The 24,898-nt window shown below is 62.6% G+C and carries 25 protein-coding genes; 22 read left to right on the forward strand and 3 right to left on the reverse strand.

Going from position 1 to position 24,898, the window contains the following annotated elements; all coding sequences use genetic code 11:
* Positions 1-264 precede the first annotated feature (264 nt).
* A complete protein-coding gene (locus ABD742_RS07545) occupies positions 265-414 on the forward strand; it encodes a hypothetical protein (protein WP_234752161.1) in 150 nt (49 codons plus the stop codon).
* Positions 415-482: 68 nt separating this feature from the next.
* Positions 483-2,276, forward strand: coding sequence for a glycoside hydrolase family 15 protein (locus ABD742_RS07550; RefSeq protein ID WP_234752165.1), 1,794 nt, complete (start codon positions 483-485; stop codon positions 2,274-2,276).
* Here ABD742_RS07550 and ABD742_RS07555 read toward each other — a convergent pair.
* The gene (locus ABD742_RS07555) at positions 2,273-3,319 is read right to left on the reverse strand and encodes an AraC family transcriptional regulator (RefSeq protein ID WP_234752167.1); all 1,047 of its coding nucleotides are present in this window, start codon (positions 3,317-3,319) and stop codon (positions 2,273-2,275) included. The genes ABD742_RS07550 and ABD742_RS07555 overlap by 4 nt on opposite strands.
* 259 nt (positions 3,320-3,578) lie before the next feature.
* Here ABD742_RS07555 and ABD742_RS07560 point away from each other — a divergent pair, with 259 nt between their 5' ends.
* The 12 genes from ABD742_RS07560 to ABD742_RS07615 all read left to right on the forward strand — a co-directional run bounded on the left by ABD742_RS07560 (position 3,579) and on the right by ABD742_RS07615 (position 14,879).
* Positions 3,579-4,115, forward strand: coding sequence for a flavin reductase family protein (locus tag ABD742_RS07560; RefSeq protein WP_234752168.1), 537 nt, complete (start codon positions 3,579-3,581; stop codon positions 4,113-4,115).
* 75 nt (positions 4,116-4,190) lie between these two features.
* The gene (locus tag ABD742_RS07565; RefSeq protein ID WP_234752170.1) at positions 4,191-5,393 is read left to right on the forward strand and encodes an LLM class flavin-dependent oxidoreductase; all 1,203 of its coding nucleotides are present in this window, start codon (positions 4,191-4,193) and stop codon (positions 5,391-5,393) included.
* 35 nt (positions 5,394-5,428) lie between these two features.
* On the forward strand, positions 5,429-5,947 hold the full coding sequence (locus ABD742_RS07570; protein ID WP_234752175.1) for a cupin domain-containing protein: 519 nt from the start codon (positions 5,429-5,431) through the stop codon (positions 5,945-5,947).
* Positions 5,944-6,894, forward strand: coding sequence for an isocitrate lyase/PEP mutase family protein (locus tag ABD742_RS07575; protein WP_234752177.1), 951 nt, complete (start codon positions 5,944-5,946; stop codon positions 6,892-6,894). Before ABD742_RS07570 ends, ABD742_RS07575 begins: the two co-directional genes overlap by 4 nt.
* Before the next feature lie 17 nt (positions 6,895-6,911).
* Positions 6,912-7,670 carry an SDR family NAD(P)-dependent oxidoreductase gene (locus ABD742_RS07580; RefSeq protein WP_234752179.1) on the forward strand — a complete coding sequence of 253 codons (759 nt, stop codon included), beginning with the start codon at positions 6,912-6,914 and terminating at the stop codon, positions 7,668-7,670.
* Positions 7,671-7,713: 43 nt separating this feature from the next.
* Positions 7,714-8,637, forward strand: coding sequence for an SDR family NAD(P)-dependent oxidoreductase (locus ABD742_RS07585; protein WP_234752188.1), 924 nt, complete (start codon positions 7,714-7,716; stop codon positions 8,635-8,637).
* A 77-nt stretch (positions 8,638-8,714) separates the two neighbouring features.
* Positions 8,715-9,458 (forward strand): NADPH-dependent F420 reductase, encoded by a 744-nt coding sequence (locus ABD742_RS07590; protein ID WP_234752190.1) that lies wholly within the window; start codon positions 8,715-8,717, stop codon positions 9,456-9,458.
* Positions 9,459-9,500: 42 nt separating this feature from the next.
* Positions 9,501-10,691: an acetyl-CoA C-acetyltransferase gene (locus tag ABD742_RS07595; RefSeq protein WP_308193866.1), complete on the forward strand. Its 1,191-nt coding sequence runs from the start codon at positions 9,501-9,503 to the stop codon at positions 10,689-10,691.
* Between the two features lie 3 nt (positions 10,692-10,694).
* On the forward strand, positions 10,695-11,324 hold the full coding sequence (locus ABD742_RS07600) for a nuclear transport factor 2 family protein (protein ID WP_234752192.1): 630 nt from the start codon (positions 10,695-10,697) through the stop codon (positions 11,322-11,324).
* A complete protein-coding gene (locus ABD742_RS07605; protein ID WP_234752195.1) occupies positions 11,317-12,237 on the forward strand; it encodes an SDR family NAD(P)-dependent oxidoreductase in 921 nt (306 codons plus the stop codon). Before ABD742_RS07600 ends, ABD742_RS07605 begins: the two co-directional genes overlap by 8 nt.
* Positions 12,234-13,856, forward strand: coding sequence for an FAD-dependent monooxygenase (locus tag ABD742_RS07610; RefSeq protein ID WP_234752198.1), 1,623 nt, complete (start codon positions 12,234-12,236; stop codon positions 13,854-13,856). Before ABD742_RS07605 ends, ABD742_RS07610 begins: the two co-directional genes overlap by 4 nt.
* A gap of 207 nt (positions 13,857-14,063) precedes the next feature.
* Positions 14,064-14,879, forward strand: a complete 816-nt coding sequence (locus ABD742_RS07615) for an enoyl-CoA hydratase/isomerase family protein (protein WP_163163285.1) — start codon at positions 14,064-14,066, stop codon at positions 14,877-14,879.
* 168 nt (positions 14,880-15,047) lie between these two features.
* Here the strand turns inward: ABD742_RS07615 and ABD742_RS07620 are convergent, their stop codons facing one another.
* Positions 15,048-15,923: an isocitrate lyase/PEP mutase family protein gene (locus ABD742_RS07620; protein ID WP_234752200.1), complete on the reverse strand. Its 876-nt coding sequence runs from the start codon at positions 15,921-15,923 to the stop codon at positions 15,048-15,050.
* A gap of 172 nt (positions 15,924-16,095) precedes the next feature.
* Here ABD742_RS07620 and ABD742_RS07625 point away from each other — a divergent pair, with 172 nt between their 5' ends.
* The 5 genes from ABD742_RS07625 (at position 16,096) to ABD742_RS07645 (ending at position 20,038) form a co-directional block, all read left to right on the forward strand.
* Positions 16,096-16,932 carry a crotonase/enoyl-CoA hydratase family protein gene (locus ABD742_RS07625; RefSeq protein ID WP_234752202.1) on the forward strand — a complete coding sequence of 279 codons (837 nt, stop codon included), beginning with the start codon at positions 16,096-16,098 and terminating at the stop codon, positions 16,930-16,932.
* A 95-nt stretch (positions 16,933-17,027) separates the two neighbouring features.
* Entirely contained in the window at positions 17,028-17,156 is a 129-nt protein-coding gene (locus tag ABD742_RS07630) for a hypothetical protein (protein ID WP_268819298.1), read from the forward strand.
* Between the two features lie 23 nt (positions 17,157-17,179).
* Positions 17,180-18,058, forward strand: a complete 879-nt coding sequence (locus tag ABD742_RS07635) for an aminopeptidase P family N-terminal domain-containing protein (RefSeq protein ID WP_344787582.1) — start codon at positions 17,180-17,182, stop codon at positions 18,056-18,058.
* Complete coding sequence (locus ABD742_RS07640; RefSeq protein ID WP_344789308.1) at positions 17,950-18,435, forward strand: M24 family metallopeptidase; 486 nt, start codon at positions 17,950-17,952, stop codon at positions 18,433-18,435. Before ABD742_RS07635 ends, ABD742_RS07640 begins: the two co-directional genes overlap by 109 nt.
* Before the next feature lie 76 nt (positions 18,436-18,511).
* Positions 18,512-20,038 (forward strand): CocE/NonD family hydrolase, encoded by a 1,527-nt coding sequence (locus ABD742_RS07645; RefSeq protein ID WP_234752303.1) that lies wholly within the window; start codon positions 18,512-18,514, stop codon positions 20,036-20,038.
* Here ABD742_RS07645 and ABD742_RS07650 read toward each other — a convergent pair.
* The gene (locus tag ABD742_RS07650) at positions 20,024-20,845 is read right to left on the reverse strand and encodes an IclR family transcriptional regulator (protein WP_234752206.1); all 822 of its coding nucleotides are present in this window, start codon (positions 20,843-20,845) and stop codon (positions 20,024-20,026) included. The two genes, ABD742_RS07645 and ABD742_RS07650, sit on opposite strands and share 15 nt — an antisense overlap.
* 249 nt (positions 20,846-21,094) lie before the next feature.
* On the opposite strand from ABD742_RS07650, the gene ABD742_RS07655 reads away from it, so the two are divergent.
* Genes ABD742_RS07655 through ABD742_RS07665 form a run of 3 tightly spaced genes read left to right on the forward strand, consistent with a single transcriptional unit; the run spans position 21,095 to position 24,831 of the window.
* Complete coding sequence (locus ABD742_RS07655) at positions 21,095-21,559, forward strand: VOC family protein (protein ID WP_234752208.1); 465 nt, start codon at positions 21,095-21,097, stop codon at positions 21,557-21,559.
* Positions 21,560-23,686: an acetate--CoA ligase family protein gene (locus ABD742_RS07660; RefSeq protein WP_234752210.1), complete on the forward strand. Its 2,127-nt coding sequence runs from the start codon at positions 21,560-21,562 to the stop codon at positions 23,684-23,686. It begins immediately after the preceding gene.
* Positions 23,683-24,831 (forward strand): FAS1-like dehydratase domain-containing protein, encoded by a 1,149-nt coding sequence (locus ABD742_RS07665; RefSeq protein WP_234752211.1) that lies wholly within the window; start codon positions 23,683-23,685, stop codon positions 24,829-24,831. Before ABD742_RS07660 ends, ABD742_RS07665 begins: the two co-directional genes overlap by 4 nt.
* Positions 24,832-24,898: the final 67 nt, after the last annotated feature.

The following is a 24,898-nucleotide window of genomic DNA, read 5'->3' on the forward strand; positions in this document are numbered from 1 at the left end:
GCATCGCACTCCTCTTCTTTGTGGAGGGACGGGCTCCTGCTCGAAAGCGCCTCGGCAAATCCGAGTATCAGAAGGCTCGTGAAGTCACGTTGGTAGCTTTGCATCCCCGGGGGATCCCCGAGGCACAAACAGGGACATTTGGCGCAGTTTCCCATCCACTTGGCGTTGCTTGTCATGCCGCTCCAGCGCTGCAGGCTCCTAACGTTGAAGCTGAACAAGGCTCCACAATGGAGCCGAAACAACGCAAAAAGGAGAGGGAACGAGATGACACGCGAAGAAGCCTTCACACTTTGCCCTTCCGACTCCTACGTGGAGATCTACGGAAGCCAGTGGCTCATCGTTCCGTTTGCACCGGTCGCGCAGCCGCAGTTCTTTGTCTGCACCCCGGGCCAACGCAACGCCCCAGCACGGTAATTGCCCCTTGATTGGCAGCTGCGGCCGCAAGGTCTATGGAGATTCTTCATCTTGTGATTGAGTGAAGCATGGCTGCCCGGATTGAGGATTATGCGCTGCTTTCGGATCTCCACACCGGACCACTTGTTTCCCGGCAGGGCAGCGTGGACTGGCTCTGCTTCCCCCGTTTTGACTCGCCCTCTGTCTTTGCCTCCCTGCTCGGGCATGAAGAGCATGGCAGGTGGCTGCTAGCCCCGAGCCCCGCTGACGCCGTCGTGGTGGATCGTCACTATATGGACTCCACGTTCGTTCTTCAAACAACGTGGCAGACCAATTCGGGCAAGGTCCTGGTGACGGACTTTATGCCGGTAGGGGGCGCCCAGCCATCACTGGTCCGGCGGGTCACCGGACTCAGCGGGACAGTCCCCATGCGTCACGAGATAAGGATTCGGCCCCAGTACGCCACCGTCCTGCCTTGGGTGAGCAGGATCCGCGACAGCATCTACCCCGGTGCGGAAATACTTCTCGCCATGTCCGGTCCGGACGCTCTTTCTTTGCGGGGCACCCCTCTTCCGCAGGCCGAAGACCACCGGCACGCGGGGGAGTTCACGGTTCAGCAGGGACGGAATGTGGAGTTCCACCTGACATGGTTCCCTTCCTACCAGGACGTGCCGCCAGCCATTAACATCGACGCAGCCCTGGACGACGCCATCCACTACTGGACCACGTGGGCGGGCAATTGCCGCTACGAGGGGCCCTATCAGCGTGCGGTCAAACGTTCACTGCTGGTCCTGCGTGCCCTAACCCACTATGAGACGGGCGGCATTGTCGCTGCTCCCACCACCTCCCTGCCAGAGGAGTTTGGCGGACCCCGCAACTGGGACTACCGCTACTGTTGGCTGCGCGACGCATCGTTGACACTCGAAGCCATGTTGACGCACGGCTACGAATCCGAGGCCCTTAAGTGGCGCAGCTGGCTCCTGCGTGCGCTCGCCGGCGATCCGGAAGATCTGCAAATAATGTACGGCGTAGGGGGCGAACGCGACCTCACGGAAAAGGAACTCCCGCACCTGTCTGGCTATCAGGACGCCAAGCCCGTTCGAATCGGAAACGCAGCCGTCTTCCAGCATCAGGCAGACGTTGTGGGGGAGGTCATGGTGGTACTTGAGAGGCTCCGTCTCGCCGGGGGCAAGGAGGACCATTTCTCCTGGGCCCTGCAGCGCGCCCTGCTTGGATCAGTGGACAAACACTTCGAAGACAAAGACCTGGGGTTGTGGGAGATGCGGGGCGCACCGCAGTATTTCACCCACTCCCGGGTCATGATGTGGGCTGCCTATGACAGCGGAGTCCGGGCTGTGCGCGACCACGGACTGCCCGGGCCGCTCGACCACTGGGAGCGGCATCGGGATCGGCTGGCCGCAGAGATAGAGGATCTTGGATTCAACCAAAGCCTTAACTCCTTCACCCAGACATACGGCGGTGAGCAGACGGACGCGGCCCTGCTGGTCCTGCCGCAGGTCGGCTTCCTCGCCTACGACGATGAGCGGATGCTGGGAACCGTCGCCCAGCTGGAGAAGGAGCTACTCACTCCTGAAGGGCTGCTGATGCGCTACCGCACTGAGACCGGCGTCGACGGGTTGGCGCCGGGGGAGCATCCCTTCCTTGCCTGCTCCTTCTGGCTGGTGGAACAGTACGCACGCTCAGGCAGGCGGGAAGACGCGACGCATCTCATGGGCGCCCTGGTAGGACTTTCCAATGACCTCGGCCTGCTCAGCGAAGAATATTCCATGAACGAAAAACGGATGGCGGGAAACTTCCCACAAGCCTTCTCCCACCTTGCGCTGATACGGGCCGCAGACGCCATGCACAGCGCGGGCGGCTAAAACTTGGACCGTGCGTTGTTCTTGTATCGGGAAGCTTCTCTGTAGGCCGTCGGCGGCATCCCATTCCATCGTTTGAAGGCAATGGTGAAGCTCGTTGGGTCCGTGTAGCCCAGAGTGCGGGATATCCGTGCGACAGAGTGATCCGTCTTCGAGAGCAGATCGGCAGCGAGGTCACGCAGGGCCTTGTCCCGGAGCTGGGCAAAGTCGTCACCGGTGAGTTCGAGCTTGCGTTGCAGGGTGCGGGGGGAGACGCGAAGTGTTGCGGCCACATTTGCCAGTTTGCGGTTGAGTTCGGGGGCGGCCCTGATGGTCTTTATGACAGTGTCGGGCCAATCGCCGGTTGCCCGAAGGTTGTCAAGAATCTGGTGATCCGCTTTGAGCCATGCTTCGTGTTGGAAGGCGTTACCGAAGGGGAGCTCGTGTTCCGATGTTGCGGGAGCCCACCAGAGCCGCAATGCGTCGGATCCGCAGTCGATGGCGCAGGGGACGTAGGGGAAGACCTCGGGGGAGGCTTCTGCGAGGGGGAATTCGACACGGGTGAAGGGGAAAGGGCTGCCGTACATCCACGTGAAAGTTCGGGCAACGACGCAGAAATCGCGGTAGATGCTGAACGGGATGAGCTCTTCAGGGGTATCGGGGTAGGTGTACTCCATCCCAGTCACCGTGCCATCCGAAATCCGGAGAGGCGTAATTTCCATCAGGCCGGGGGCATAGTCTGTTGAGCTGCCAGCTTCTACCCAGGCCCCAATGGTCGGCGCGGTAGCCAGGGCCAAACCGCGAATACCGAAGGATCCCAGTGTGTAGGCCCGGGCGGCCTTCACCCAGAGATCGACACGATCTTTTGTGAGAGCGACGAACTGTAGTTGGAAGGCCAACTCCTTCTTCGCAGGAATAGTGCCTCCCGGGCGGTCAATCGCGTCGGGGTCGATTTCTGCGTTTCTGAGCGCAGTTTGCCAGTCAAGATCTGCGTCCTTCAACACTGCGCAGAGTCCGTGAACGCTGAAGTTAGGTAGCCGCAGATTCTGGTAAGAGCTTAGTTTCACTGCTGCCCCCTTTCACCGTTGACGAAGAGGCGCTCCAGCTTTCAGGGTCCCAGGGCGAGGAGTCGCAGCGGCCCAGCATGTGAAGCACGTCACCAGCTTTGCATCCCACGCCATGTATTCACAAGAGGCCCTGGCCTGACGCGATTTCCCATCTGTTTGGCATGTCTTGCCATGCCGCTTACCTCACCTACACACCTAACGTTGAAGCCTGAGCAAGGGCCGGCAGTGAAGCCGGCGCACTGATATCAAAGGAGATCCGGTGAGCTTATCCATCACCCAAAGACTTGAACCGGCCATCACTGCTGACGAATTCAAGGCGGCATTCCGCAACCATCCCGGTGGTGTCGCTGTCATCACTGCCGATGCGGGAAATGGGCCGGTCGGCCTGACAGCAACGTCTGTCATTTCGGCCAGTGCCGAACCCGCCATCCTGGCATTCTCGGTATCGGAATTTTCGTCCAGCACTCCGACCATTCTCGGCGCAGACACCGTCGTCGTGCATCTACTGAGCGCTGAACAAGTGGACATTGCCAAACTCTGCGCCACCAGCGGGATCGACCGCTTTGCTGACAGGTCTCTCTGGTCGCGCCTGGAGACGGGCGAGCCCTACTTCGTGCAGGCCCAGGTCTGGATCCGGGGCAGGATCATCAACACGATGGCCGCCGGGGGGTCGTCCATCGTGGCCGTCGAGGCGCTCCAGGCGTCACCGTTCCTGTCAGGTGACGCGGCACCCGCAGATCCGCTGGTCTACCACAACCGGCGCTGGCACGCCCTTGGGGATGCGTCCCAAATCTAAACCGTGACCCTTCCGGTCGTAAGAAATTCAACTAGTTCTACACCCAATTTCCATCTTCCCGAAAGGACGGCGATTATGAGCATCGCATCCAACGAAACTTCCACTGAGCATCCCGTCGATCGCGACTTTGTCGCCGATTACACAGTCGAGCGTGGCAACGGCCCGATGGTTGGAGGCGACAACACTTTCAAGGTCGCGATCTTCGGCGCGAACGTGTCCACGGGGCAGGGCGGCCTGAACTTCGCCGACAACACCATCAAGCTTGGCAACTGGGGTGAAGTTCAGCATCTCGCGCAGAAGGCGGACCGGTACGGGCTGGACGGATTCATTCCCATCGCGCGCTGGCAGGGGCTCGCGGGACCCGACCGGCCCTGGGGGCGTCAGTTCGAGACGTTCACCTGGGCAGCGGGACTGGCCGCGGTGACGCAGAACATCCAGATCATCGCCACATGCAACGTGCAGTTCATCAACCCTGTAATGGGCGCGAAGATGGTAACCACCATTGACCACATCAGCGGCGGCCGCATGGGCCTCAACGTAACAGCGGGTTACTTCAAGCCCGAATACGACATCTTCGGCGTGGAACTCCCCGAGCACGACGTGCGCTACGAGCTCGCCGACGAGTGGATTGAGATCGCCGAGCGCCTGTGGGCCAACGAGGAGCAAGAGTTCGACTTCGACGGCAAATTCTTCAATCTGAAGGGTGCGCAGGCGCACCCGAAGCCCGTGCAGTCCCCCCGCCCGATGGTGATGAGCGCCGGTTCAAGCCCCGCAGGGCAGGAGTTCGCATTCAAGCACGCAAACGTCCTGTTCGCATCAGTTGCCAGCGTCGAGCACAGCGGCGAGCTCACACCGAAAATCCGGCAGAAAGCCGACGCAGCCGGACGCGAGGACCTCGGCCTGTGGGCGGGCGCGCACATCATCGTCAAGGACACCGAGAAGGAAGCACGCGCCTACGCCGACTACGTGACTGAGAGCACCGACTGGGAGAGCGCGCTTCGCTATCGCGAGATCATCCGGAGCGGCACCCAGAGCTTCAATTGGGATGAATACAAGCAATCCGAGGACTACAAGCGTGACGAGTCGGTGAGGGCCTTTGGCCGCGCGGCACTCATGCCGATCACTGGTACCCCCGAGATGGTCGTCGAGGAGCTGCAGAAGTTGCAGGCCTCGGGCATCACGGGCATCTGCACCGGCCTCGTCGACTACGACGAGGGCCTCGACCGGCTGCACGAGCAGGTCTTCCCGCTGATGCGCGAGGCAGGCCTGCGCGCCTGACGACGAAGCGTCCATCCACGAAGGAGTGAACACAGATGACTTTTCCTGATCCCAAGAAATTCCAGCTCGTCGTCGCGGGACCGAACGAGTCCGGCGACGCCGACTTCCTCGAAGTCGGCCCGGCCGCCGAGTTCGACTTCCCCGGCGTGGCAGCCGGTGCCTTTTACTGGGCTGTAGACGGGGGCCACAGCAAAACGAACATCGGTGCCCCGCCAAGCAAGGTCGCCCTAGCTGGACCCAATGGATCCACCTTCGGTATCAGCAGCTTCCCTGCGCACTCTTCCGGGGAGGTGGACGCGGCGCTGGACGAAAGCATGAGCGCCACCGATGACGACGGCGACGCCGGGATGCACGCGAGCGACACCATCGACTACGAGGTGGTCATCTCGGGCAAGGTGGACCTCGTACTCCCCGGTGGGAAGAAGCGCACGCTGGTTCCGGGAGACCTGCTGGTCATGGCCGGCGTGCCCCATGCCTGGAAGAACCCGTACGACGAGGACTGCGTCTACGTCGTGGTCACGGTCGGTTTCAACACCCCTGAGGTCGCGTCATGAGCCTGACCTCACCGGGCAAGGCGCTGCGTGCAGTCTTCGACAGTCCCGAGACGGCGCTGGTGCCGTTCGGTGCCTTGCCGCTCCATGCGCAGATGGCGCAGCACGCCGGCTTCGACGCCTTCCAGCTCTCCGGCGGCATGTCGGCCTGGTGGCAAGGTGTCTCCGACACGGGATGGCTCACCCTGACCGAGGTGGTTGAGCATGCGAAGCGCACCGCCCGCGCCGCTGACATTCCCATCTATTGCGACGCCGATACGGGCTTTGGCGCGCCGATCAACGTTCAGCGCACAGTGTCTGAGTTCATTGACGCGGGCGTCGCCGGAATCCACATTGAGGATCAGCGGGAGCCCAAGAAATCGGGTGGTGTCGCCGGGATCGAATTGGTGTCGGACGCCGAGGCTATCGGACGACTGAACGCCGCCGTCGATGCCCGGGACAAGTTGGACAGCGACTTCGTTATCGTTGCCCGTACCGACGGCTACGGTGCCGCCGGCGGCGGCGTGGACGAGGCGATCCGCCGCGCCCAGCTCTACAAAGCCGAGACCGGCGCGGACGTCATCTTCTACGAGGGATTCCATACCTGGGAGCAGGCCGAAGTCGCACTGAAGGAGACACCCGGGCCAGCCTACGCCGTCGGGGTTCCGCTGATCGGACGCAAGACGGTGGCCGAGATGACAACGATCGGCCAGGCGATTCAGCCTGTGGCGTTCGTGCTTCCCGGGGTCAAAGAGGTTTGGCGCTTGCTGATGCAGGTCAAGGAATCAGGCGAGGCCACGCCGATCGGCGAGTACATCGACCACTTGAACGATGGCCCCGACAGCATCGGCTGGGGAGCCATGTTCGGCCGTCCTTTAACCGACTATGTGCGTGAAACCGAGGACAGGTTCCTCCCGCAGGAATCGCGCCGCAACTATGACAACAACGTCCACGTTGGAGAGAGCTACTAATGAATGAGGAGAAACTGATGATGAAAGACAAAGCCGGACTCGTCACCGGCGCAGGCTCGGGTATAGGCCGGGCAGGTGCCCTGGCGTTCGCGAAGAACGGCGCGCGCGTGGTGGTGTCCGATATCGATGAGGCAGCCGGGCGCGAAACGGTGGAGATCATCGAAGCATCTGGTGGGAAGGCTGTCTTCTTCCAGTGCGATGTCAGCGACGAGGAGCAGGTCAAGGCCCTTGTCGATGCGACGGTGTCGAACTTTGGGCAGCTGGACTTCGCTTTTAACAATGCCGGGATGAACGGTGTCTTCGCACCCATCGGGGAGACCGACAGCGCGACCTGGGACCGGGTCATGAAGGTGAACCTGTACAGCACCTTCTACTGCCTGAAGCACGAAGTCAACGCCATGCTGAAGACCGGAGGCGGTGCGATTGTCAACACTGCTTCTGCTGCGGGCCTGATCGGTATCGCCAACAACGCCCCGTACACCGCCTCGAAATTCGGCGTTGTCGGGATTACGAGGAACGCGGCGATAGACTACGGCCCCCTGGGCATCCGTATCAACGCCCTCACACCGGGATCGACGACGAGCCCCATGATGAAGAACGCTTTCGAGCAGAACCCGCCGGAATTCCGGGAAAGGATTCTGTCGGCGATTCCGATGCGCGGGCTGGCCGAACCCGAGGATCAGGCAGATGCCGTTGTGTGGCTGTGCTCTGACCAGGCCCGCATGGTTACCGGAATCTCCCTGGCGGTCGACGGCGGCTGGTTGGCCGGAAAGTAAGTGGCTACGCCATCCGGATTAGAAGAAATGGAGCAACTGAAAAATGACCGATCTTGATTTCAAAGGCCGGGTGGCAATCGTCACGGGCGCAGGACAGGGAATGGGCCGCGAGCACGCGAAGATGCTCGCCTCCCGCGGGGCGCGGGTGGTCGTCAACGACGTCAACGCAGCGAACGCGGCCGAGGCCGTCGCCGAAATAACCAACTCGGGCGGCACCGCAGTGGTAGACAGCCATAACGTCGTCACTGAGGCGCCTGAGATTGTCCAGACCGCACTCGACTCCTTTGGGCAGCTCGACATTGTCGTCAACAATGCCGGGATTAACGCCTTCGGCCGCTTCTGGGAGATGGAATCCGATACGTGGTGGCGGATCTTCGACGTGGCCGTCAAAGGCGTCGTCGGAGTTTCGCGGGCAGCCATGCCGCACCTCATTGCCTCGGGCAGTGGCCGGCTTATCAACATCTCGTCGAACGGGGTCATGGGTGTGCCGACGGATTCGGCCTACAACGCCGCCAAGGCCGCCATCTGGGGACTCGGTATCACCCTCGCGGCCGAGGCCCGCGAGGTGGGAGTTCAAGTCACCACGCTGATGCCGGTGGCCTTGACGCCGATGACCGAGGACGCCTTCCCGAACCCCGTCATCAAGGACGCTATGCGCACGACTGTTCCGGCAAGCTCGGTGTCTGCCTTCGTAACGTGGCTGGCACACCAGGACACAACAGTTTTCGGGGAAACGTTTGAAATTGCCGGAGTCGCAGCCGGTCGCGTCGCGATTGCCGGCATGCCTCGCATGAGGGTCGAATCACCCACCCCCGAGAGCTGGGCCGACAGCGGAGAGACGCTCATGAAGGACGGCGAGCTGCGGGCATTCCGCAACGCGAGCGAGTCGTTCCGTGACCAGATGGTGTACTTGGCGCCGGAACTGGACGATGTCCTCCCCGCCAACGCGGCAGACGTCTCGAGGTGACCGCGGCGCTGCATAACCGTCTCGTACCGGCAAATGTCACGGCCAAAACTGGCTCTCAACTCAAAACAAGGATTCTCATGAAGATCGGCATTCTAGGAGCAGGATCGATAGGCGCGACACTCGCCCGCAAACTGAGCGGCGCCGGCCACGATGTTAAGGTTGCGAATTCCCGCGGCCCTGAAACCATCAGTTCCGACATTGTGGCATCAGGTGCACGACCAGTAGAGGCAAGCCATGCCGTCACTGACATCGATGTCCTCATCACGTCCATGCCGCTCAGTCGGATGCCCGAGGTCAAGTCCCTCATCGTCGGCCTGCCAGCCAACACCGTCATTATCGATACGTCCAACTACTACCCCCTGCGGGATGGGCGGGTGGAAGCCCTGGAAGCCGGGAAGGTCGAAAGCGTCTGGATTACCGAGCAGCTCGGGCGCCCGGTTGCCAAGGCCTGGAACGCCATCACGGCTGGATCCTTCGAAGCCTATGGAAGAGAAGATGGTGATCCAGCCCGGATCGCCATCCCCGTGGCCGCGGACCGCGATCGCGACAAAGCGGTAGCGATGGCCCTCGTCGAAGACACCGGGTTTGACGCTGTCGACGCAGGGTCCCTGGCGGACTCCTGGCGCCAGCAGCCCGGAGCGCCCAGCTATTGCACCGACTTTACGCGCCAGCAGTTGCCCGGGGCCCTGGCTGCCGCCGATAAGGTCCGGCTCCCGCAGCGACGGGACATCGCGCTGGCCGCCATCACAGAACGGTTCCCGGACTATTCGGAAGTCACCGCCGACTACCTTGTCCGGCTGCATCGGGCCATCTACAGCTGAACCCGTGACAATTCACCGTCGGCCGCAGGCCAAGGAGCAGAAGTGAACCGCCAGGAAGATGTAGTCATCTTGGGAGCTGCCCGGACTCCCCAAGGCAGGTTGATGGGCCAACTCGCCACGGTTTCCGCCGTCGAACTGGGCGGCATTGCAATCGCTGCCGCTTTGGACAGGGCAGGTATCAATGCTGATGCTGTTGACGCCGTTGTCATGGGCCAGGTGATCCAGGCAGGGGCCGGCCAGAACCCTGCGCGGCAGGCAGCTGTAGCCGGGGGGATCCCACTCAGTGCCCACGCTGTCACCGTTAATAAGGTGTGCCTGTCCGGGCTGAGCGCGATCATCGAAGCCAGCCGGCTGCTCCAGCTGGGAGAAGCCGAAGTGGTCATCGCCGGCGGACAGGAATCAATGAGCAATGCCCCGCATCTGCTTCCCGGTTCCCGCGCCGGGCACTTGTACGGGGATGCCGTGCTGACAGACGCCCTTGCCCGCGACGGACTCACCGATGCCTTCGACCACGAGTCAATGGGCCTCAACACTGATCGTGCCAACGACCTGCTCGGCATCGGGCGGGCCGAGCAGGACAACGCCGCTGCAGACTCCCACCGGCGGGCAGCAGCTGCCCAAGACGCAGGGTACTTCGATACGGAAATAGTTCCGGTCAAAGTGCCTCGCCGCCGGGGAGCGCCTGAACTGGCAGCCAGCGACGAGGGTGTCCGGCCGGACAGCAACGAGGAGTCCCTCAGCAAACTCCGGCCGGCGTTTTCCCCGACGGGTACCGTGACCGCAGGCAACGCCTCGCCGCTCACGGATGGCGCTGCCGCCGTCGTCCTGACCACGCGCGGCTATGCGGAAGCCCACGGTTTAGACGTCGTGGCGGTACTTGCGGCCCACGGCCAGATCGCCGGCCCGGACACATCCCTACCGGACAAACCGGCCCAGGCCATTGCTAAGGCCCTCGGAGTCGCAGGTTGGACGGCGGGGGAGTTGGACTTCGTGGAGATCAACGAAGCGTTCGCCTCCGTGGCGCTCCACTCGGCGGCGCAGCTCGGAATCCGGATGGAAAGGGTCAACGTCAACGGCGGTGCCATCGCTCTCGGACACCCCATCGGCGCCTCGGGGGCACGCGTCGTCGTCTCGGCTGTGTATGAACTCCAGCGCCGCGGAGGGGGCAAGGCGGCGGTGGCCCTGTGTGGTGGGGGCGGGCAGGGCGAGGCACTGCTCCTGTCGTTGGGCTGACAGATGACGGGAGTATTTGAGCCCATGAAGGGGGCGGCGCCGAGCAACGGCAGTCCGTCGGAGTGGGCCTCCGAACTGGAGCAACTGCGTGTCCTTGTTGCGAAGCAGGATTTGAACGAGAACATGATCCGCTATTGCCGGGGCGTGGACCGCAAGGACCTTGACCTGATGAAGTCCACCTACTGGCCTGAGGCGACTGAGGATCATGGCATGTTCGTGGGCCTGTCCCATGACTTCTGCGACTGGGTGTATTCCCTGCGCCGGGAGTCCGCCCACAAGGCCAGCCACTACGTGACCAACATACTCATTGATCTGATCGGCAACCAGGCAAAGCGTGAAACGGCCTTTATCTACCTGGCCCTGCCGGCCGACGGCGGCCCTACCGATCTGCTGTTTGGCCGTTACCGGGACCTGTGCGAGCGGCGCGAGGGGGAGTGGAAGGTGCTCGCGAGGACTTGCGTCTGGGACGGGGCGCAACGACTCGCCCCGGAAGCGGACGTCGCCGAGCTGTTCGGCATCCCGCCCACGTCCAACTTCGGTGACCGCTATCCGCGCGACCCGACCTATGCCACGGATTGGGGAAAAGCATCCCCGGTCCAGACTACGAATGCAAAGGAGCATCTCCATGACTAGCGATCAAATCCTCGCTGGAAAGCACGTCCTCATTACCGGCGCCGGCCGCGGCCTCGGCGAGGCGTATGCACGCGCGGCCGCAGCGGAAGGCGCCCGCGTGGTCGTTTCCGACATTAACGCCGAGAGCGCCGAGGCAGTGGCCGAGTCAATTAACCGCGAGGGCGGCGAAGCATTAGCCGTCGCCGCGGACGTCACCGATTGGGACAGTTGCGAGCGGCTGGTCGCTGCTGCCGTGGAACGCTTCGGGAAGCTGGACGGCCTGGTCAACAACGCCGGCTACTTGGAGACGGTGACTGCCGGGCAGGAGACCCAGGAGCACATTCGCCGCCACGTCGACATCAACGTCTGTGGTACCTACTTCATGTCAGTCCACGGCCTCGCCGCCATGGAGGGGCGGGGATCGATCGTCAACGTGACCTCGGGCGCGGTTGCGGGTCTCCGGATGATGAGCGCCTATGCCGCAGCCAAGGCAGCGATCGCCTCCTTGACCTTCGCCTGGGCTACCGAGTTCGGCGCCGAAGGGGGAGACATCCGGGTCAATGCCATGGCGCCCCACGCCGACACACCGATGATGACGGCAGGGACCGAGGCGTACACGAAGTTCTTCGGTGGCAACCCCGTCGCGCCGCCACCTTCCACAAACGCTCCAGTGGTGCTGTATCTCCTGTCCGACCTCAGCAAGGGAGTGAACGGCCAGGTGGTCCGCTTTGCCAACGGGCATGACCTGATGCTGTTGTCGCACCCCGCCATCGTCGACTCCGCCCTCACCCGCGAGACATGGACGCCCCTTGATGTCAGTGCGGCGTTTGATGACGTGCTGCGGGCCAGGATGCAGCCGTGCGGCCAACTGACGTACATGGACTCCCGAATCACGGAGCCCGAGCTGACGGAGTTTGCAGGAGTCAGCCAGTGAACCAGCGGCACGAACCCGCGAAGCGCAACGTCGACGTTCTGATCATTGGAGCCGGTCCGGTCGGGCTTTCGGCGGCGATCCTCCTGGGACGGTTCGGCGTCGACACACTCGTGGTCGAGCGACGGACCGAGCGGTCGCGCCACCCGAGGTCCCGGGCCGTCAGTTGCCGCACCATGGAGGTGTTTCGAGAACTCGGCGTCACCGAAGAAGTGCGTGCAGCGGCGCTTCCGGGCGGACCGCGCCGCCTGCTCGGGAGCGATGCGGTATCGCCATGGCGTTCAGTCGTCACCAGCGACGCGCATGCGGATGGGCCCTCGGATACCAGGCTCGGTCCGGAGACGCTGGACGTCGTTCTGTGCTCCCAGGACGCGCTTGAGCCCATTCTCGTTGACGCGGCGCAGGCCGAGGACACCGTCACGATCGACTTCGGAAGCACGGTATCGACGGTGAACGACACAGGGGCAGAGGTCCTCGTGTCCATCACCAGTGACAAGGGCCAGGAAGTTGTCGCCGCAAAGTATGTGATCGCGGCCGACGGCGCCGCCAGCCAGGTGCGCACCGCCTTGGGGATCGGGACCACCGGGGATCAGGACCTGCAGACGGCGGTCAGCGTCCTGTTCCGTTCGCCTGTTATCCAGCGGCGCACGGGCGATCCGTCCAGCTTTATCTATCTGGATAATCCGGACACGATCGGGGCTGTCGTGATCGCTCCCGTGGACGCGACCGACCGTGTGGCGATGCTGGGCCGCCCCTTGGTCATGGACAGGATGCCTTTCGAGGACATTGATTGGACGACGGAGATACGCGACGCAATCGGCGATCCTGACGAGTCGGTGGAAGTGATGGACGCCCGCACCTGGACCGTGGGCGCCTGGGTCGCCGACCGCTACCAGTCCGGCCGGATCCTGCTCGCCGGAGACGCGGTGCACGTCATGCCTCCTTACGGCGGGTTCAACCAAAACACCGGCATTCAGGACGTCCACAACGTCGCTTGGAAGCTTGCAGCGGTCCTCAAGGGATGGGCGGATCCTGCCCTCCTGGATACCTACGAAGTGGAGCGACGGCCCGTGGCGGTGTTCAACATGGCCGAAGCTGTCCGCAACTTCCGGTCCATTGTGGGCAACGCCGAGGAAGGCCCGCGCTCCTTCCGGCCGGAGAACTTTGTGCACCCCGGCCTGGACATCGGATTCCGCTACGACCGTGGAGCAGTTGCCGGAGCCACATCGCCGGATTCCGGCTGGCCGGTAGGAACCTTCACTCCCACGGCTGCCGTGGGTGAACGCGCACCGCATGTCTGGCTCAACGCTGAGGGCACTGTCTCAACGCTGGACTTGTTCGGACGTGAACTGACCATCCTCGCGCGCTCCGGCTCGGAACCTGCACTGGAGGCAGCCCAGCGCGCAGATAGCCTCGGCATTCCACACCGCTCGGTGACGTTCGGGCACTTGGGGGATTTCGTTGGTGCCGAGGCCGAGTGGGCTGCTGCTTACCGGGTTATCGGGGACGAGGCCATCCTTGTTCGGCCGGACGGCCACGTCCTTGCCCGCCTGGACGGCAATGAGCCCGGCGCCGTGGACCGCGCCCTTCTTGCTTACGCGGGCCGGAGCGCAGCTCCATGATTCCGGCGGAACTCGACCTGCCGCCGCCGGTAAATAGGTGACACGGCCCGAACACATCGCTATTCCCGGCGCTAATTTCTATCTTTACTATTGAGAATTTGCGCTATTTGTACATAGGGTTCATATTACGATAGTTTGGCCGGCGGCCGGACAAGTCGTGATGCAGCCGCAACTCATTGCCCAATCACAGAAATAAGGAGATTCACGATGGCGTGGATAACGTTTGATGACTACAAGGACAAGTACCAGCACATCAAACTGGAACGTGACGAAGACGGCATCCTGCTGGTCACGTTCCACACGGATGGCAGCGACGTGGTCTGGGGTGTAGGAGTCCATGACAACGTTTCATCGCTCTGGGATGACATCAGCAGGGACCGGGGAAACCGGGTTGTCATCATCACCGGGGCGGGCGACACCTTCATCGACAAGGAAGCCCCGATTGACAACAAGAACTGGGTCACGCCCGAAATCTGGCTCGGCCTCCATCACGACGCCAAGCGCCTTGTGCTCGGCCACCTCGACATCGAAGTTCCGATGATCGCGGCAGTGAACGGTCCCGCAAGGTATCACAACGAGCAGGCGCTGCTCTGCGACATCGTCATCGCTTCCGAGGATGCCGTTTTCGCCGATCATGCACACTTCTCCCAGGGGAACATTCCGGGCGACGGGATGCAGATTATCTGGCCGCTGGTTATTGGTTTGAACCGCGGCCGGTACTTCCACCTCACCGGACAGGAGATCACCGCGCAGCAGGCCTACGAATGGGGTGCTGTGAACGAGGTGGTGCCCAAGGATCAGGTAGTTGCCAGGGCATACGAACTCGCGCGGATGCTGGCTGCGAAGCCTACGCTGACGCTGCGTTCCACCCGGATGCTTATGGTGAACGAGCTCAAGAAGACCATGAATGACGCGGTCAGCCACGGAATGATGACCGAAGGTCTTGTTGCAATGGGCGAAGGCTGGAATCCGACTCCGCTCACCGGACCGGAACTCGCTGCAGGGGTCAAGACTCCCGCCTGACGCAAACGAAAGCGCCGACGACTTGAGATGTCGTCGGCGCTTTCTGCTCTGGTTAAACTGCGCTGACCAAGGGCGTTGGATGTTCGCCACGCGAATCGCTGTAAACGACGAAACCGTTCCTGGCACGAACCAAAGCCCGGCCAGGAACGGTTGCGTCTGGAAGATCTGTCAGGAATAACCGAAATGGCGGGCCCGGCGGGCCCACTCTGCCGCATCGATTGCTTCCATGATGGGCAGGTAAGCGCCGCCTTCTGCTTCACCCTCGAGCAACTCACCACGCGCCAGGAGGGACAGATTCTCGCGGAAGCCTGCCACGGCCCCGTTCACGGTGTTGATGACCAGCAGCATCTTCACACCGGCGTCTTCGAGTTCCTGGCGCTCCTCCAGGGTTGGATTCTTCACGGTCACCATGACGTACTTGCCAGGGACGACTGCCGAGAGCTTGGGCAAGTCGAGAAGGGGGTAGCCGCACGGATAGAGCATGTCTGCGCCGGCGGCAGAATAGGCGGCCATGCGCTCAGCGAGATTGTCGAAGCCAAAGCGGCTGGCATCCGAGCGGGCAACGATCACCGTGTCCGGGGACGTCCGGGCTTCCACGCAGGCACGGATGATGTTGCTCATCTCATCGACGCTGCGAAGTTTGAGTTGCGGCTTCCAGCGCTCTCCGCCGTCTTTGGGTGTCCAAAAGTGCTTCGTTGCGGGCACCATGTCTTCGACCAGCAGGGCTGCGACGCCGGCTTGCTCGGCAAGTTGGACGCCGCGGAATGCTTGGAGAGGTGATCCTCCTGCATCATCGAAGTCGAGAATGAGTGGCAGATCGGTGATTGCCGTGATGCGCCTGCCGGCCTCGATGAGTTCTCCCTGGGAAATAAAGCCGTTATCCGGCACCCCGTAGTGGAAGTTGGAGTAGGTGCCGCCGGCGATGAGCACGACGTCGAAGCCGGCTTGCTCAATCATTTTCGCCGAGAGTGCATCGTAGGCACCCGGCGCGATGATCATCTTGGAGTCCGCAAGCAGTTCCCGGAGTCTTTGGGCGGGTTTCATGGGCTTTCCCTTCTTTTCGTCGGAGTTTATGGCTACGACGGAAAGAGTTTTCGCGGAACGTAGCAGTGTTACTATCGTATCACGGTAACTATATTCACTATTTGAAAAGTGGCCGACAAGGGAGTCAGCATCGTGTTGCTTTCTCCTCATCAGTACGACCTAAAGGATGACCATGCAACAGACCAAGCCCCAAGACGCAGTAAGCAACAACGTCAGTGAGCCAAGCGTTCACGTCAGCAACTCGGGGGGAGTTCGCGTCATAACGATCACCCGTCCGCACAAGCGCAACGCGATTGACCGTCCCACTGCCCTGGCGCTTGCGGCCGCGTTCGATGAATTTGATGCCGATGATTCTGCAAGTATCGCCATCCTCACCGGCGCTGGCGGATATTTCTCCGCCGGCGCCGACCTCGCGTCGGTTGCAGCGGGGGATGTCCCGGTCATCGAGGGACGCGGGTTCGCCGGCATCACCCGCCGGACGCCGGTGAAACCTGTCATTGCCGCCGTCGAAGGCTATGCCTACGCAGGGGGCTTTGAGCTTGCCCTTGCATGCGACTTGATCGTCGCCAGCTCAACGGCGTCGTTTGCCCTGCCGGAGGTAAAACGGGGACTCATCGCAGCCGGCGGCGGGCTGCTCCGCTTGCCGGACCGTATGCCCTATCACATCGCCATGGAGCTGGCGCTGCTGGGGGAGCCAATCACTGCGGCACGCCTCGCCGAGCTCGGCCTCATCAACAGGCTGACGGCCCCGGGCAAAGCGCTCGATACCGCGCTCGAACTCGCCGGGAAAATCCAGCTCAACGGACCCGTTGCCATGAAGACCGCCAAGCGCATCATCTCGGAGTCGCGCTATGCGGCGACCGAGGCGCGTTTCGCTGCCCAGGAAGAAATCGTTTCACCGTTACGAAGCGGACCGGAAGCACGTGAGGGTGCGTTGGCTTTTGTGGAACGGCGCGACCCGGCCTGGGTCATCGCTGCACATGCAACGCGGGCCCCTGAAGCACCGTAATCAGGATTCTGGCATGGCTTCCTACGTCATTGGCGTCCTATGCCGTGTCGCTCAAGGTCCGCCCGCTCTTAGCGTTATCTCAGAACAAACGTCGGATGATCACTGACCTCAACGGACACCCGGTGGGCTTCCCGAACTTCTACGGGATGCCCGTAGCTCCCGGACGGCCCGACCGCATCGCCGCGGACGACGCCCCGACAGCCGCGGACCACGGATCAGTATAAAAACATGAAAGGCCAAGGCAACGATGCCCGAAAACCACCAGAAATTGCACTTTGGACCGGCGCGTACAGAACTGCACGTAGGCGTTGATCTCGAGCGGATGCGCCGTGAGCGCGCTGACCGTATGCGGGCACTGATGCGTTCGAAGGGTATACCGGCCCTGTTGCTCACGGGCGCGGACAACGTACGTTATCTGACCGGTTTTTGGTGGGGGGAATTCTCGCTCCAGGTCGGCTACGCACTGTTCTTCGCAGACGACGAACCAATTGTGTTCGCACCGGCGGGATCCCTCCAGCAGATGCCCGACCAGGCGCCCTGGATCAAGCACTGGCGCCCAGCCATCTCCTGGCTTGGCGGTGTGGCGCCCAGTTCTGCCATTGCCGAACTGTCAGCTGTTTTTGCGGCACAGATTCGCGATGAGCTTGCCGCACGTTCCCTCGCGGGCGAACGGCTGGCTGTCAGCGAGATTGATGAGCCAGGTATGAATGCTTTGGCCGATGCGGGAATTGAGACGATCCCGGGGCTCCCGCTGATGCTCGAATGCTCAACGATCAAGACGGCCGATGAAATCTCCTGTATTTCGATGGCGGCGAGCCTGAGTACTGCAGGGTTCGAGGCGACGCGGGCCGCATTGCGGCCCGGAACCAAGCAGGCCCAGATTGCCTTGATGGCCCGTCGCGCCATCGAAGATGCCGGCGCGGAAGTGGGAGCGGCCCGGCTGCTTTCAGGACCACTGTCATTCCCCCGGGGATCAGCGGCGGAGACCGCATCGTTGAGCATGGCGATCTCGCGTACCTGCTCACCTGCGGAACTTCCTACATGGGGTACACGGCGTGCCTATACCGCCAGTACGTCGTCGGACGTGCTCCAACCTCAGCCGAGCGCTCCTCCTACACAAAGCTGACGGACCGTCTGGATCTGGCGATGTCGCTCATGAAACCAGGCGCCAGCACAGCTGACGTGGCCGCCGTCCTTGCACCCGCGGAAGACCTCGGCTTTCCGTCCGAGGCGGAATGCTTCAGCATCGAACTCGGGCACGGCATCGGACTCGTTAACGCAGGATCGCGGGCAATCCACTACAACCCTCCGACTATCACCCGTTCGTGGTCGCTTGCCCATCCTGAGGAGATCAAAGAAGGCATGGTCATTGCCATCGAAGGGATCGAAGGGGAGCACCGGGTCGGAGGTGTACGTCTCGAGAACCTCGTCGTGGTCACGGCCAATGGCGCCGAATTGCTTGACCACTACCCGCGCCTCGACATGGTCCAAACCGCCGGGTGAGCATCCCAGCCGATGCGAAAGCAACACAGCGAAGGTTGCCATGAACCTCATAGTTGAAAAGCACGTCCCTATCGCAATGCGCGACGGCGTTACTCTCTCCGGAGATGTGTATCGGCCAAGTGAGGGGGAACCCCGCTCCACAGTGCTGATACGGACGCCTTATTGCAAAGATGACCCAGCGCATGCCAACACGTGGATTAATGTCCTGCGCGCCGTGGAATGCGGATGGGTGGTGGTGGTTCAGGACGTACGGGGCCGCTTCCGAAGCGAGGGCCGGTTCGTACCTTTTGTGAATGAAGCCGATGATGGTGTCGACACTATCCAGTGGGTGCGCGAACAGCCCTGGTCTGACGGCAACGTGGGTATGGCCGGCGGTTCGTATGTTGGTATCAGCCAATGGTTGGCGGCAGCGAGGAATCCTGAAGGCCTCATTGGTATTGTCCCGGCTGTGACCGCCGACGACGTCCATTCCGGCTGGCTTTATGAGGACGACAACGTGGTGCTGGGATTCCTTGCACACTGGGTATCGATTCTCCTGGCCAGCAGTGGAATGGATGAGGAAAGCCGACCGCGGATCACAGCCCTGGAGCGGAATGTCGCAGAGGGGCGCATCCGCACCTTCCGTCAGCTGGTCGAGGAAGCAGGGGAATTCGCGCCCTATCTGCAGGACTGGCGGGATCGCAGCCGTTCCCTGGTCGATCCAGAGTTGGCTGGGCGGGTTAAAGTGCCTGCCTTCGTCATCGGAGGCTGGTTCGACATTTTCCTTCCAGGAACGGTTGCCAGTTTTGTTCGGCGGGAGTCCGCCGGCACGAGGAATGCCCATGATCGCCTGTTGGTCGGGCCCTGGGCGCATGGGCTTATGGGTGGCTGGTTCCCGGCCCGCTCGTTCGGGCCGGCATCCTCCTTCGACAGCCTCGACCCGACGTCGCTCCAGCTCGGTTGGCTGGAGGAAGTGCGTGATGGTCTCAACCAACCGGACTATCCCGTAAGGGTGTTCGCCATGGGGGCCGATGAATGGCGATGCTTTTCAAGCTGGCCACCTGAAGGCGCCGGTCGAGTGCAACTTCGACTGCGCCCCAGCACCATCGAGCGCCCCACGGCCAGTATGGATGACCTGACGGTGTCGTTATTGGATTCCCCCGTCCCCACGATTGGCGGGCGGACATTTTTCCCCGGCTACAAAGTGGGTGCAAACTCAGGTCCGCGCTTGTTGGAGGCATTGCGTGCCCGTCATGACGTGCACGCCTTCGCTTCGGAGCCACTGGCCGGCGATATCGAAATCCTGGGCACGGTTACGTGCCGGCTCAAGGTGACCGCAGCTGGCCCGACGCCGGTCGTCGTCAAGCTGGCAACGCTCGACAGTACTGGTACTCCTGAGTTGCTGTGCGAGGGATCGTCATACAGCAGGACGGGCGCTGAAAACGCGGAGTCAATCAGCGTGGATCTTGGTTCCACTGCGGTCCGGGTGGCGAAAGGCATGCGTTTGTGCGCCTACGTTGCCACATCGGATTTCCCCCGCTTGGAGGACGGGACCCGGACATCCTTGAACGTTTGTGCAGACGAGGGGCCGGTACTGGAACTTGACGTACTACGCCTGGGTTGAGTTGCCTTCTTCATTATCCAGGCGGCGGGCTTCCATCAGGGCATCGAGGCACCTCTGGAAGTACTCCTCGTTGGTAAAGCGATGAAGCGGGACCGTTATAGACAAGGCGGTGCGGGGGCGCTGTGATCCTTCGAAGATTGGAACTGCCATGCCGCAGACGCCCAGGACGTATTCCTGGTGGTCCAGTGCGTAACCACGCGATCTGGTCAACTCAAGATCGGCCAGAAATTCCGGGAGGGTGGTGATCGTGTGCTCGGTTCGTCGTCCGAGTTCACCGTCCACGGACCGGACCCGTTCCAGTTGAGATTCCGGACCGAAAGCGAGGAGGGCCTTCCCGGAAGCGCGTGCATGAATGTCGCCGGAAACACCCACCCGGAGGTCCGCCACTCTGACCGCGTGGCTGCCTTCCTCCACGGCAACCACGGTGACCGTGCGTCCCTGCCAGGCAGAAAGGTACGCGCTTTCGCCGGTCGCCTCGACCACCATCTGCAAGAGACTCAGTGCCAGGGGCGAGGGGCGCCAGTCTTCTTCCACGCGCGAACTCAGATCCAGAATTTTCCCGGCAGCGAGTTTGTAAGTGCGCTCGTTACGTTCCAGGTAACCGGCATGTACAAGTGTCGCCAGCAAATGCGACGTCGTCGCGATGTGCAGGTTTACTGCGCTCGCGATGGATTGAGCCCGCATCGGCTCCTTGGACGCCGCAACCACATCAACGATGTTGAGCGCGCGGGCAACCGACTGGACCAGGTCCTTGGGTGCTTCAGGGTCGGTGGACGGTTTATCGGCTGTCTTAGCTGTACTTGCCATGCGGAAATCATATGCACATGGCGAAAGAAGGGCCACCAGGCCCACGAGAAGGGTCCCTGCCTGCAGGCAGTACTTTACCGTTGACAGCAGCCAGAAGGGTAGCGTAGTTATTATATTATGAAAGCAACTATCACAAAGAGAGAGTTTGGGGATAGCGGCAATGGTGCCACTCCCCGTGTTGCGGAGGACGCTGGAAGCCACCCGGAGGTCCATCCCGCAGGTCCTTTTCCGATCGGAAGCGTGGGGCAGGTGGGGATCCTTGTGCCCGACCTCGACGAGGCCATCGACCTGTACGGACGCGCCTTCGGCATCGAAGAGTGGAATTGTTACCACTACGACCAGGAGTTCATGCCCTGGTCCCGCTTTGGCGCCGAGGAAGGCGCTTTCGCGATGCGCCTCGCCATGGGCGGTTCCAATCCCCAGATCGAACTCATCCAGCCCTTGGCCGGCCCAAGCATCTACCACGAGTTCACCGAGCAGGGCCGCAACGGCCTGCACCACCTGGGTGTATTCGTGGACAACCTGGACGCCGCGATCACGCTGATGGAGGGGGCCGGATACCGGGTCACGCAAACCGCGCGCGGTTATGGCCAGGGCGGCGACGGCGGATTCGCCTACTTTGACACCGACCGCGACCTCGGCGTGGTGGTCGAGGCAATAGAAATTCCGGCCATCCGAAGGCCGGCGACCGTGCGACGCACTGGAGGAATGTAAATGTTGGATAGCAAGGCTGTTTTGAGCCCCGTGCGCATCGATAACCCGTTGAAAGCTGAGAGCGTGGCCGTGGTTGGCCCTTCCCGGGACCCGTGGAAGACCTCGGGGCGGACACTCGATTACCTCGCCCGCCTCGGATTCGAGGGACGGTTCTATGCGGTCAGCGGCGTGCACAAGGAAGTGCTCGGTGTACCCACGGTGGAGACGCTCTCTGACCTCCCCGAGGTGCCTGACGTTGCCGTCCTCGTGGGACCCGCTGACAGGGTCATTGAGGATCTGCGTGAGTGCGTGGCGCTCGGCGTCCCCTTCGCGGTGGCGTTCGCTGCCGGCTTCGGTGAGACCGGCCGACATGACCGCGATGAGCTGCTCCGTGCGGTATTGGCCAAGGGCACCACGCGCCTTATCGGCCCTAACTGCATCGGCTTTATGCACGTGGGCCGGTCGCTGACCGCAACCTTCTCATCGGTCCTGCAACGTGGCGCAATTCCGACCGGCCACGTGGCGATGTTCAGCCAGAGCGGCGGGCTGGGAAACGCGCTCATGCAGTCCCTCGCGGCACGCGGCGCGAGCGGGTTGAGCGCCTGGGCCAGTTCCGGGAACGAGATTTCGACGGGCTTTACCGACTGGGCGCAGTGGCTGGGCGCTGATCCGGACACGCATGTCCTCACCTGCATCGTCGAGAGCTTCAGCGCAAACGATGATCTTGAGGCCGCTGCAACCGCTGCGGGGGATCGCGGTATCCCGGTCATCGTCCTGAAGCTGGGCCGGTCCACCCGCGGCGCGATGAGTGCCCAGTCCCATACCGGCAAACTGGCCGGCAGCGGCCGCGTCGCTGTGAGCGTCCTCCGCCACCGTTTCGGAATGGTCTGCACCTCGCCGGAGCAACTCCTTGACCTGACCGAGACCTTCGACGTCTTCCACGGGCGGCTCTCGGGCCGCGACCAGGAGCTGACCGTCGTCACCACTTCCGGCGCCCAGGTTGGGCTGTGGAACGACCTGGCCGACGACCGTTGCCTGACCTTCCGCGATCTTGAACCCGAAGCGCTCCACTCGATAGGTGAGGCGGTGGGCAGCGACCACCTCGGCAATCCCATCGACGTCGGAGTACAGTCAACAACTGCCGACTACCTGCGCATCGTTGAGCGGGTTCTCAGCACGACGTCGGGCGGATGGGTTATCGTGACGGCGACCCGGCTTGCGCACGACTTCGATGAGCTGGCGGCCGGTATCGCCGCCATGACCATCCCGCCAGAAGTACGTGTCATGGTGGTCCCGCTGTCCGAGGACGACCGGGTCACTGCGGCTCAGGCAGGAATCCTGCGCAAGGCGGGAGTCCTTTCACTGCCCACAGCCGGGCGGGCACTGGATGCCATCGCGGCCGCATCCTCCTGGGCGCAGGTCCAAAGCGCCCGTGCCAACCGCGGTGAGCTGGTGGGGGCGGCGCTGAAGGCGGTAACAACGGGCGGGACGTCCAACCTGACCTGGCGCGAGGTGGCCGAAACCCTGGCCAAGTCCGGAGTTCCTGTACCGGCAAGCCGCGCCGTCCGTGATGTCGACGGTGTCGTCCGGGCTGCCGAGGAGATCGGCTTCCCTGTAGCGATCAAAATCGATGATGCCGAGATCCTTCACAAGGCCGACGCCGGGGGCGTCTTCATCGGCGTCAGTGACGCCGACAGCGCCCGTGCGGCAGCCTCCCAGCTCACTTCCATCCAGGGGGAGGCCGCGACGATCTCCGTCCAGGCGATGGCGCCAGGGAAGACCGAAGTCCTCGTAGGGCTCCGGCGGGATCCCGAGTTCGGTCCGGTCCTCGTCATCGGCGCGGGAGGCGGGATGACTGAGGCAATTGACGATATCAGTATCCTTCCGCTGCCGGTGTCCCGGCCCGAGGTCCGCCAAGCCATCTCTGACGCGCGCGTGGTGGCCGCCAGCCTGCGGGGGGAGGCCGGCGGGAAGACCCTCGACACGCTCGCCACCACGGTGATGGACATTCTCGCCTGGGCGGAACAGCACGGGAACATCCACGAGTTCGAGTTCAATCCGATCCTGGCGGACCCGGCAACAGCAACCGTTACGGTGGTCGACGCTGTTGTATCGGTCCACAGCACCTCGCCAGGACCAACACTATGACCGCCGCCACCACCGGAGTACCGGCAAAGCAGATCACCGATGAAGACGTCGCCTACATGAAGAGCTTCATCGGCGAGTCAGCCGTCGTCGTGCAATGGAACGAGGAGGCCAGTACCGACTCAATTCGCCATTATGCGTGGGGGATCGGTGACGAGAACCCGTTGTGGCTGTTGGATTCATACGCGCAGACAACGCGGTACGGCACCCGGATCGCACCCCCCACCTTCCTCTACTCCGTGTGCGACGCCGAAGTCGCGATGGGCATGTCGGAGGGCATTCAGGCTATCCACCTCGGCGCAGACCTCGACTTCCGCCGGCCGATCCGCCTGGGCGAGCGGGTCCGCGCCCGAGCCTTTGTGGAGGACGTTCGAGAACGCGTGGGCCGCCGCTCCGGCCGCCTGGTGGAGCAGGTGGGCCGCACCGATTACTTCGTAGGCGAGGAACTTGTCGGGATCGTCCGTAACACAATCGTCTGCGTGGCTCGAAGTTCGGGGGGCCAGCGGATGCACGAACCGCGCGACCCCCATGTTTACACGGACGAGGAAAAGGAACAGATCCGGGCCGCGATCCTGGCTGAGGAGATCCGCGGCCAGCGCACGCGCTTCGCGGAGACGGTGTCTGTCGGCGATGTTGTACCGCAGGTAGTCAAGGGTCCACTCGACCTCATCACCATGACCGCGTATTATGCCGGAGCGATCGGTACCGCCGGCTACCGCGGGGTGGAGACCCGCGTGCGCCAGCAGGAGCGGGTGAGAAACGGGGACCCAAGCGCGCCAACGAACCTCGGTCCCGAGCACTTCCTCTCCGAGCCCTTCCCGAGCCTGGGGCACCAGGATGCCGCTATGGCACACGCGATCGGCATGCCGGGCGCGTACGACAACGGCAACCAGCGCGTCTCGTGGATGGCACACTGCGTGACCAACTGGATGGGGGACGATGCGGATCTCGTCTCGCTTTCCGTGCGGATTAAGCAGCCCGGTGTCTTCGGCGACACCCAGTGGATCGGGGGCGAGGTTACCCGCGTCTTCCGGGACGAGGCCCACGGAGCGTGCGCTGAAGTCACGGTCAAGGCCATCAACCAGCTGGGCGTCGAGACCACGAGTGCCGTTGCGGTCGTCTCACTGGCCGAGACCCGGAGCAGTTGACCCGCGTACGGGCTGAGCGAGGATTGCTGACGCTTTTTCCCGCCATATTGGCGTCCATTGCCATGCC

It is taken from the genome of Arthrobacter ramosus, from assembly GCF_039535095.1.
GTDB lineage: Bacteria > Actinomycetota > Actinomycetes > Actinomycetales > Micrococcaceae > Arthrobacter > Arthrobacter ramosus.

What these genes read in the sequence shown, in the direction of transcription:
- ABD742_RS07550 (WP_234752165.1), top strand. Translation starts at nt 483, where the DNA reads ATGGCTGCCCGGATTGAGGATTATGCGCTGCTTTCGGATCTCCACACC.
- ABD742_RS07650 (WP_234752206.1), bottom strand. Translation starts at nt 20,845, where the DNA reads ATGGCAAGTACAGCTAAGACAGCCGATAAACCGTCCACCGACCCTGAA.
- ABD742_RS07565 (WP_234752170.1), top strand. Translation starts at nt 4,191, where the DNA reads ATGAGCATCGCATCCAACGAAACTTCCACTGAGCATCCCGTCGATCGC.
- ABD742_RS07605 (WP_234752195.1), top strand. Translation starts at nt 11,317, where the DNA reads ATGACTAGCGATCAAATCCTCGCTGGAAAGCACGTCCTCATTACCGGC.
- ABD742_RS07665 (WP_234752211.1), top strand. Translation starts at nt 23,683, where the DNA reads ATGACCGCCGCCACCACCGGAGTACCGGCAAAGCAGATCACCGATGAA.
- ABD742_RS07585 (WP_234752188.1), top strand. Translation starts at nt 7,714, where the DNA reads ATGACCGATCTTGATTTCAAAGGCCGGGTGGCAATCGTCACGGGCGCA.
- ABD742_RS07660 (WP_234752210.1), top strand. Translation starts at nt 21,560, where the DNA reads ATGTTGGATAGCAAGGCTGTTTTGAGCCCCGTGCGCATCGATAACCCG.
- ABD742_RS07625 (WP_234752202.1), top strand. Translation starts at nt 16,096, where the DNA reads ATGCAACAGACCAAGCCCCAAGACGCAGTAAGCAACAACGTCAGTGAG.
- ABD742_RS07570 (WP_234752175.1), top strand. Translation starts at nt 5,429, where the DNA reads ATGACTTTTCCTGATCCCAAGAAATTCCAGCTCGTCGTCGCGGGACCG.
- ABD742_RS07645 (WP_234752303.1), top strand. Translation starts at nt 18,512, where the DNA reads ATGCGCGACGGCGTTACTCTCTCCGGAGATGTGTATCGGCCAAGTGAG.
- ABD742_RS07590 (WP_234752190.1), top strand. Translation starts at nt 8,715, where the DNA reads ATGAAGATCGGCATTCTAGGAGCAGGATCGATAGGCGCGACACTCGCC.
- ABD742_RS07630 (WP_268819298.1), top strand. Translation starts at nt 17,028, where the DNA reads ATGATCACTGACCTCAACGGACACCCGGTGGGCTTCCCGAACTTCTAC.
- ABD742_RS07580 (WP_234752179.1), top strand. Translation starts at nt 6,912, where the DNA reads ATGATGAAAGACAAAGCCGGACTCGTCACCGGCGCAGGCTCGGGTATA.
- ABD742_RS07615 (WP_163163285.1), top strand. Translation starts at nt 14,064, where the DNA reads ATGGCGTGGATAACGTTTGATGACTACAAGGACAAGTACCAGCACATC.
- ABD742_RS07600 (WP_234752192.1), top strand. Translation starts at nt 10,695, where the DNA reads ATGACGGGAGTATTTGAGCCCATGAAGGGGGCGGCGCCGAGCAACGGC.
- ABD742_RS07620 (WP_234752200.1), bottom strand. Translation starts at nt 15,923, where the DNA reads ATGAAACCCGCCCAAAGACTCCGGGAACTGCTTGCGGACTCCAAGATG.
- ABD742_RS07635 (WP_344787582.1), top strand. Translation starts at nt 17,180, where the DNA reads ATGCCCGAAAACCACCAGAAATTGCACTTTGGACCGGCGCGTACAGAA.
- ABD742_RS07575 (WP_234752177.1), top strand. Translation starts at nt 5,944, where the DNA reads ATGAGCCTGACCTCACCGGGCAAGGCGCTGCGTGCAGTCTTCGACAGT.
- ABD742_RS07545 (WP_234752161.1), top strand. Translation starts at nt 265, where the DNA reads ATGACACGCGAAGAAGCCTTCACACTTTGCCCTTCCGACTCCTACGTG.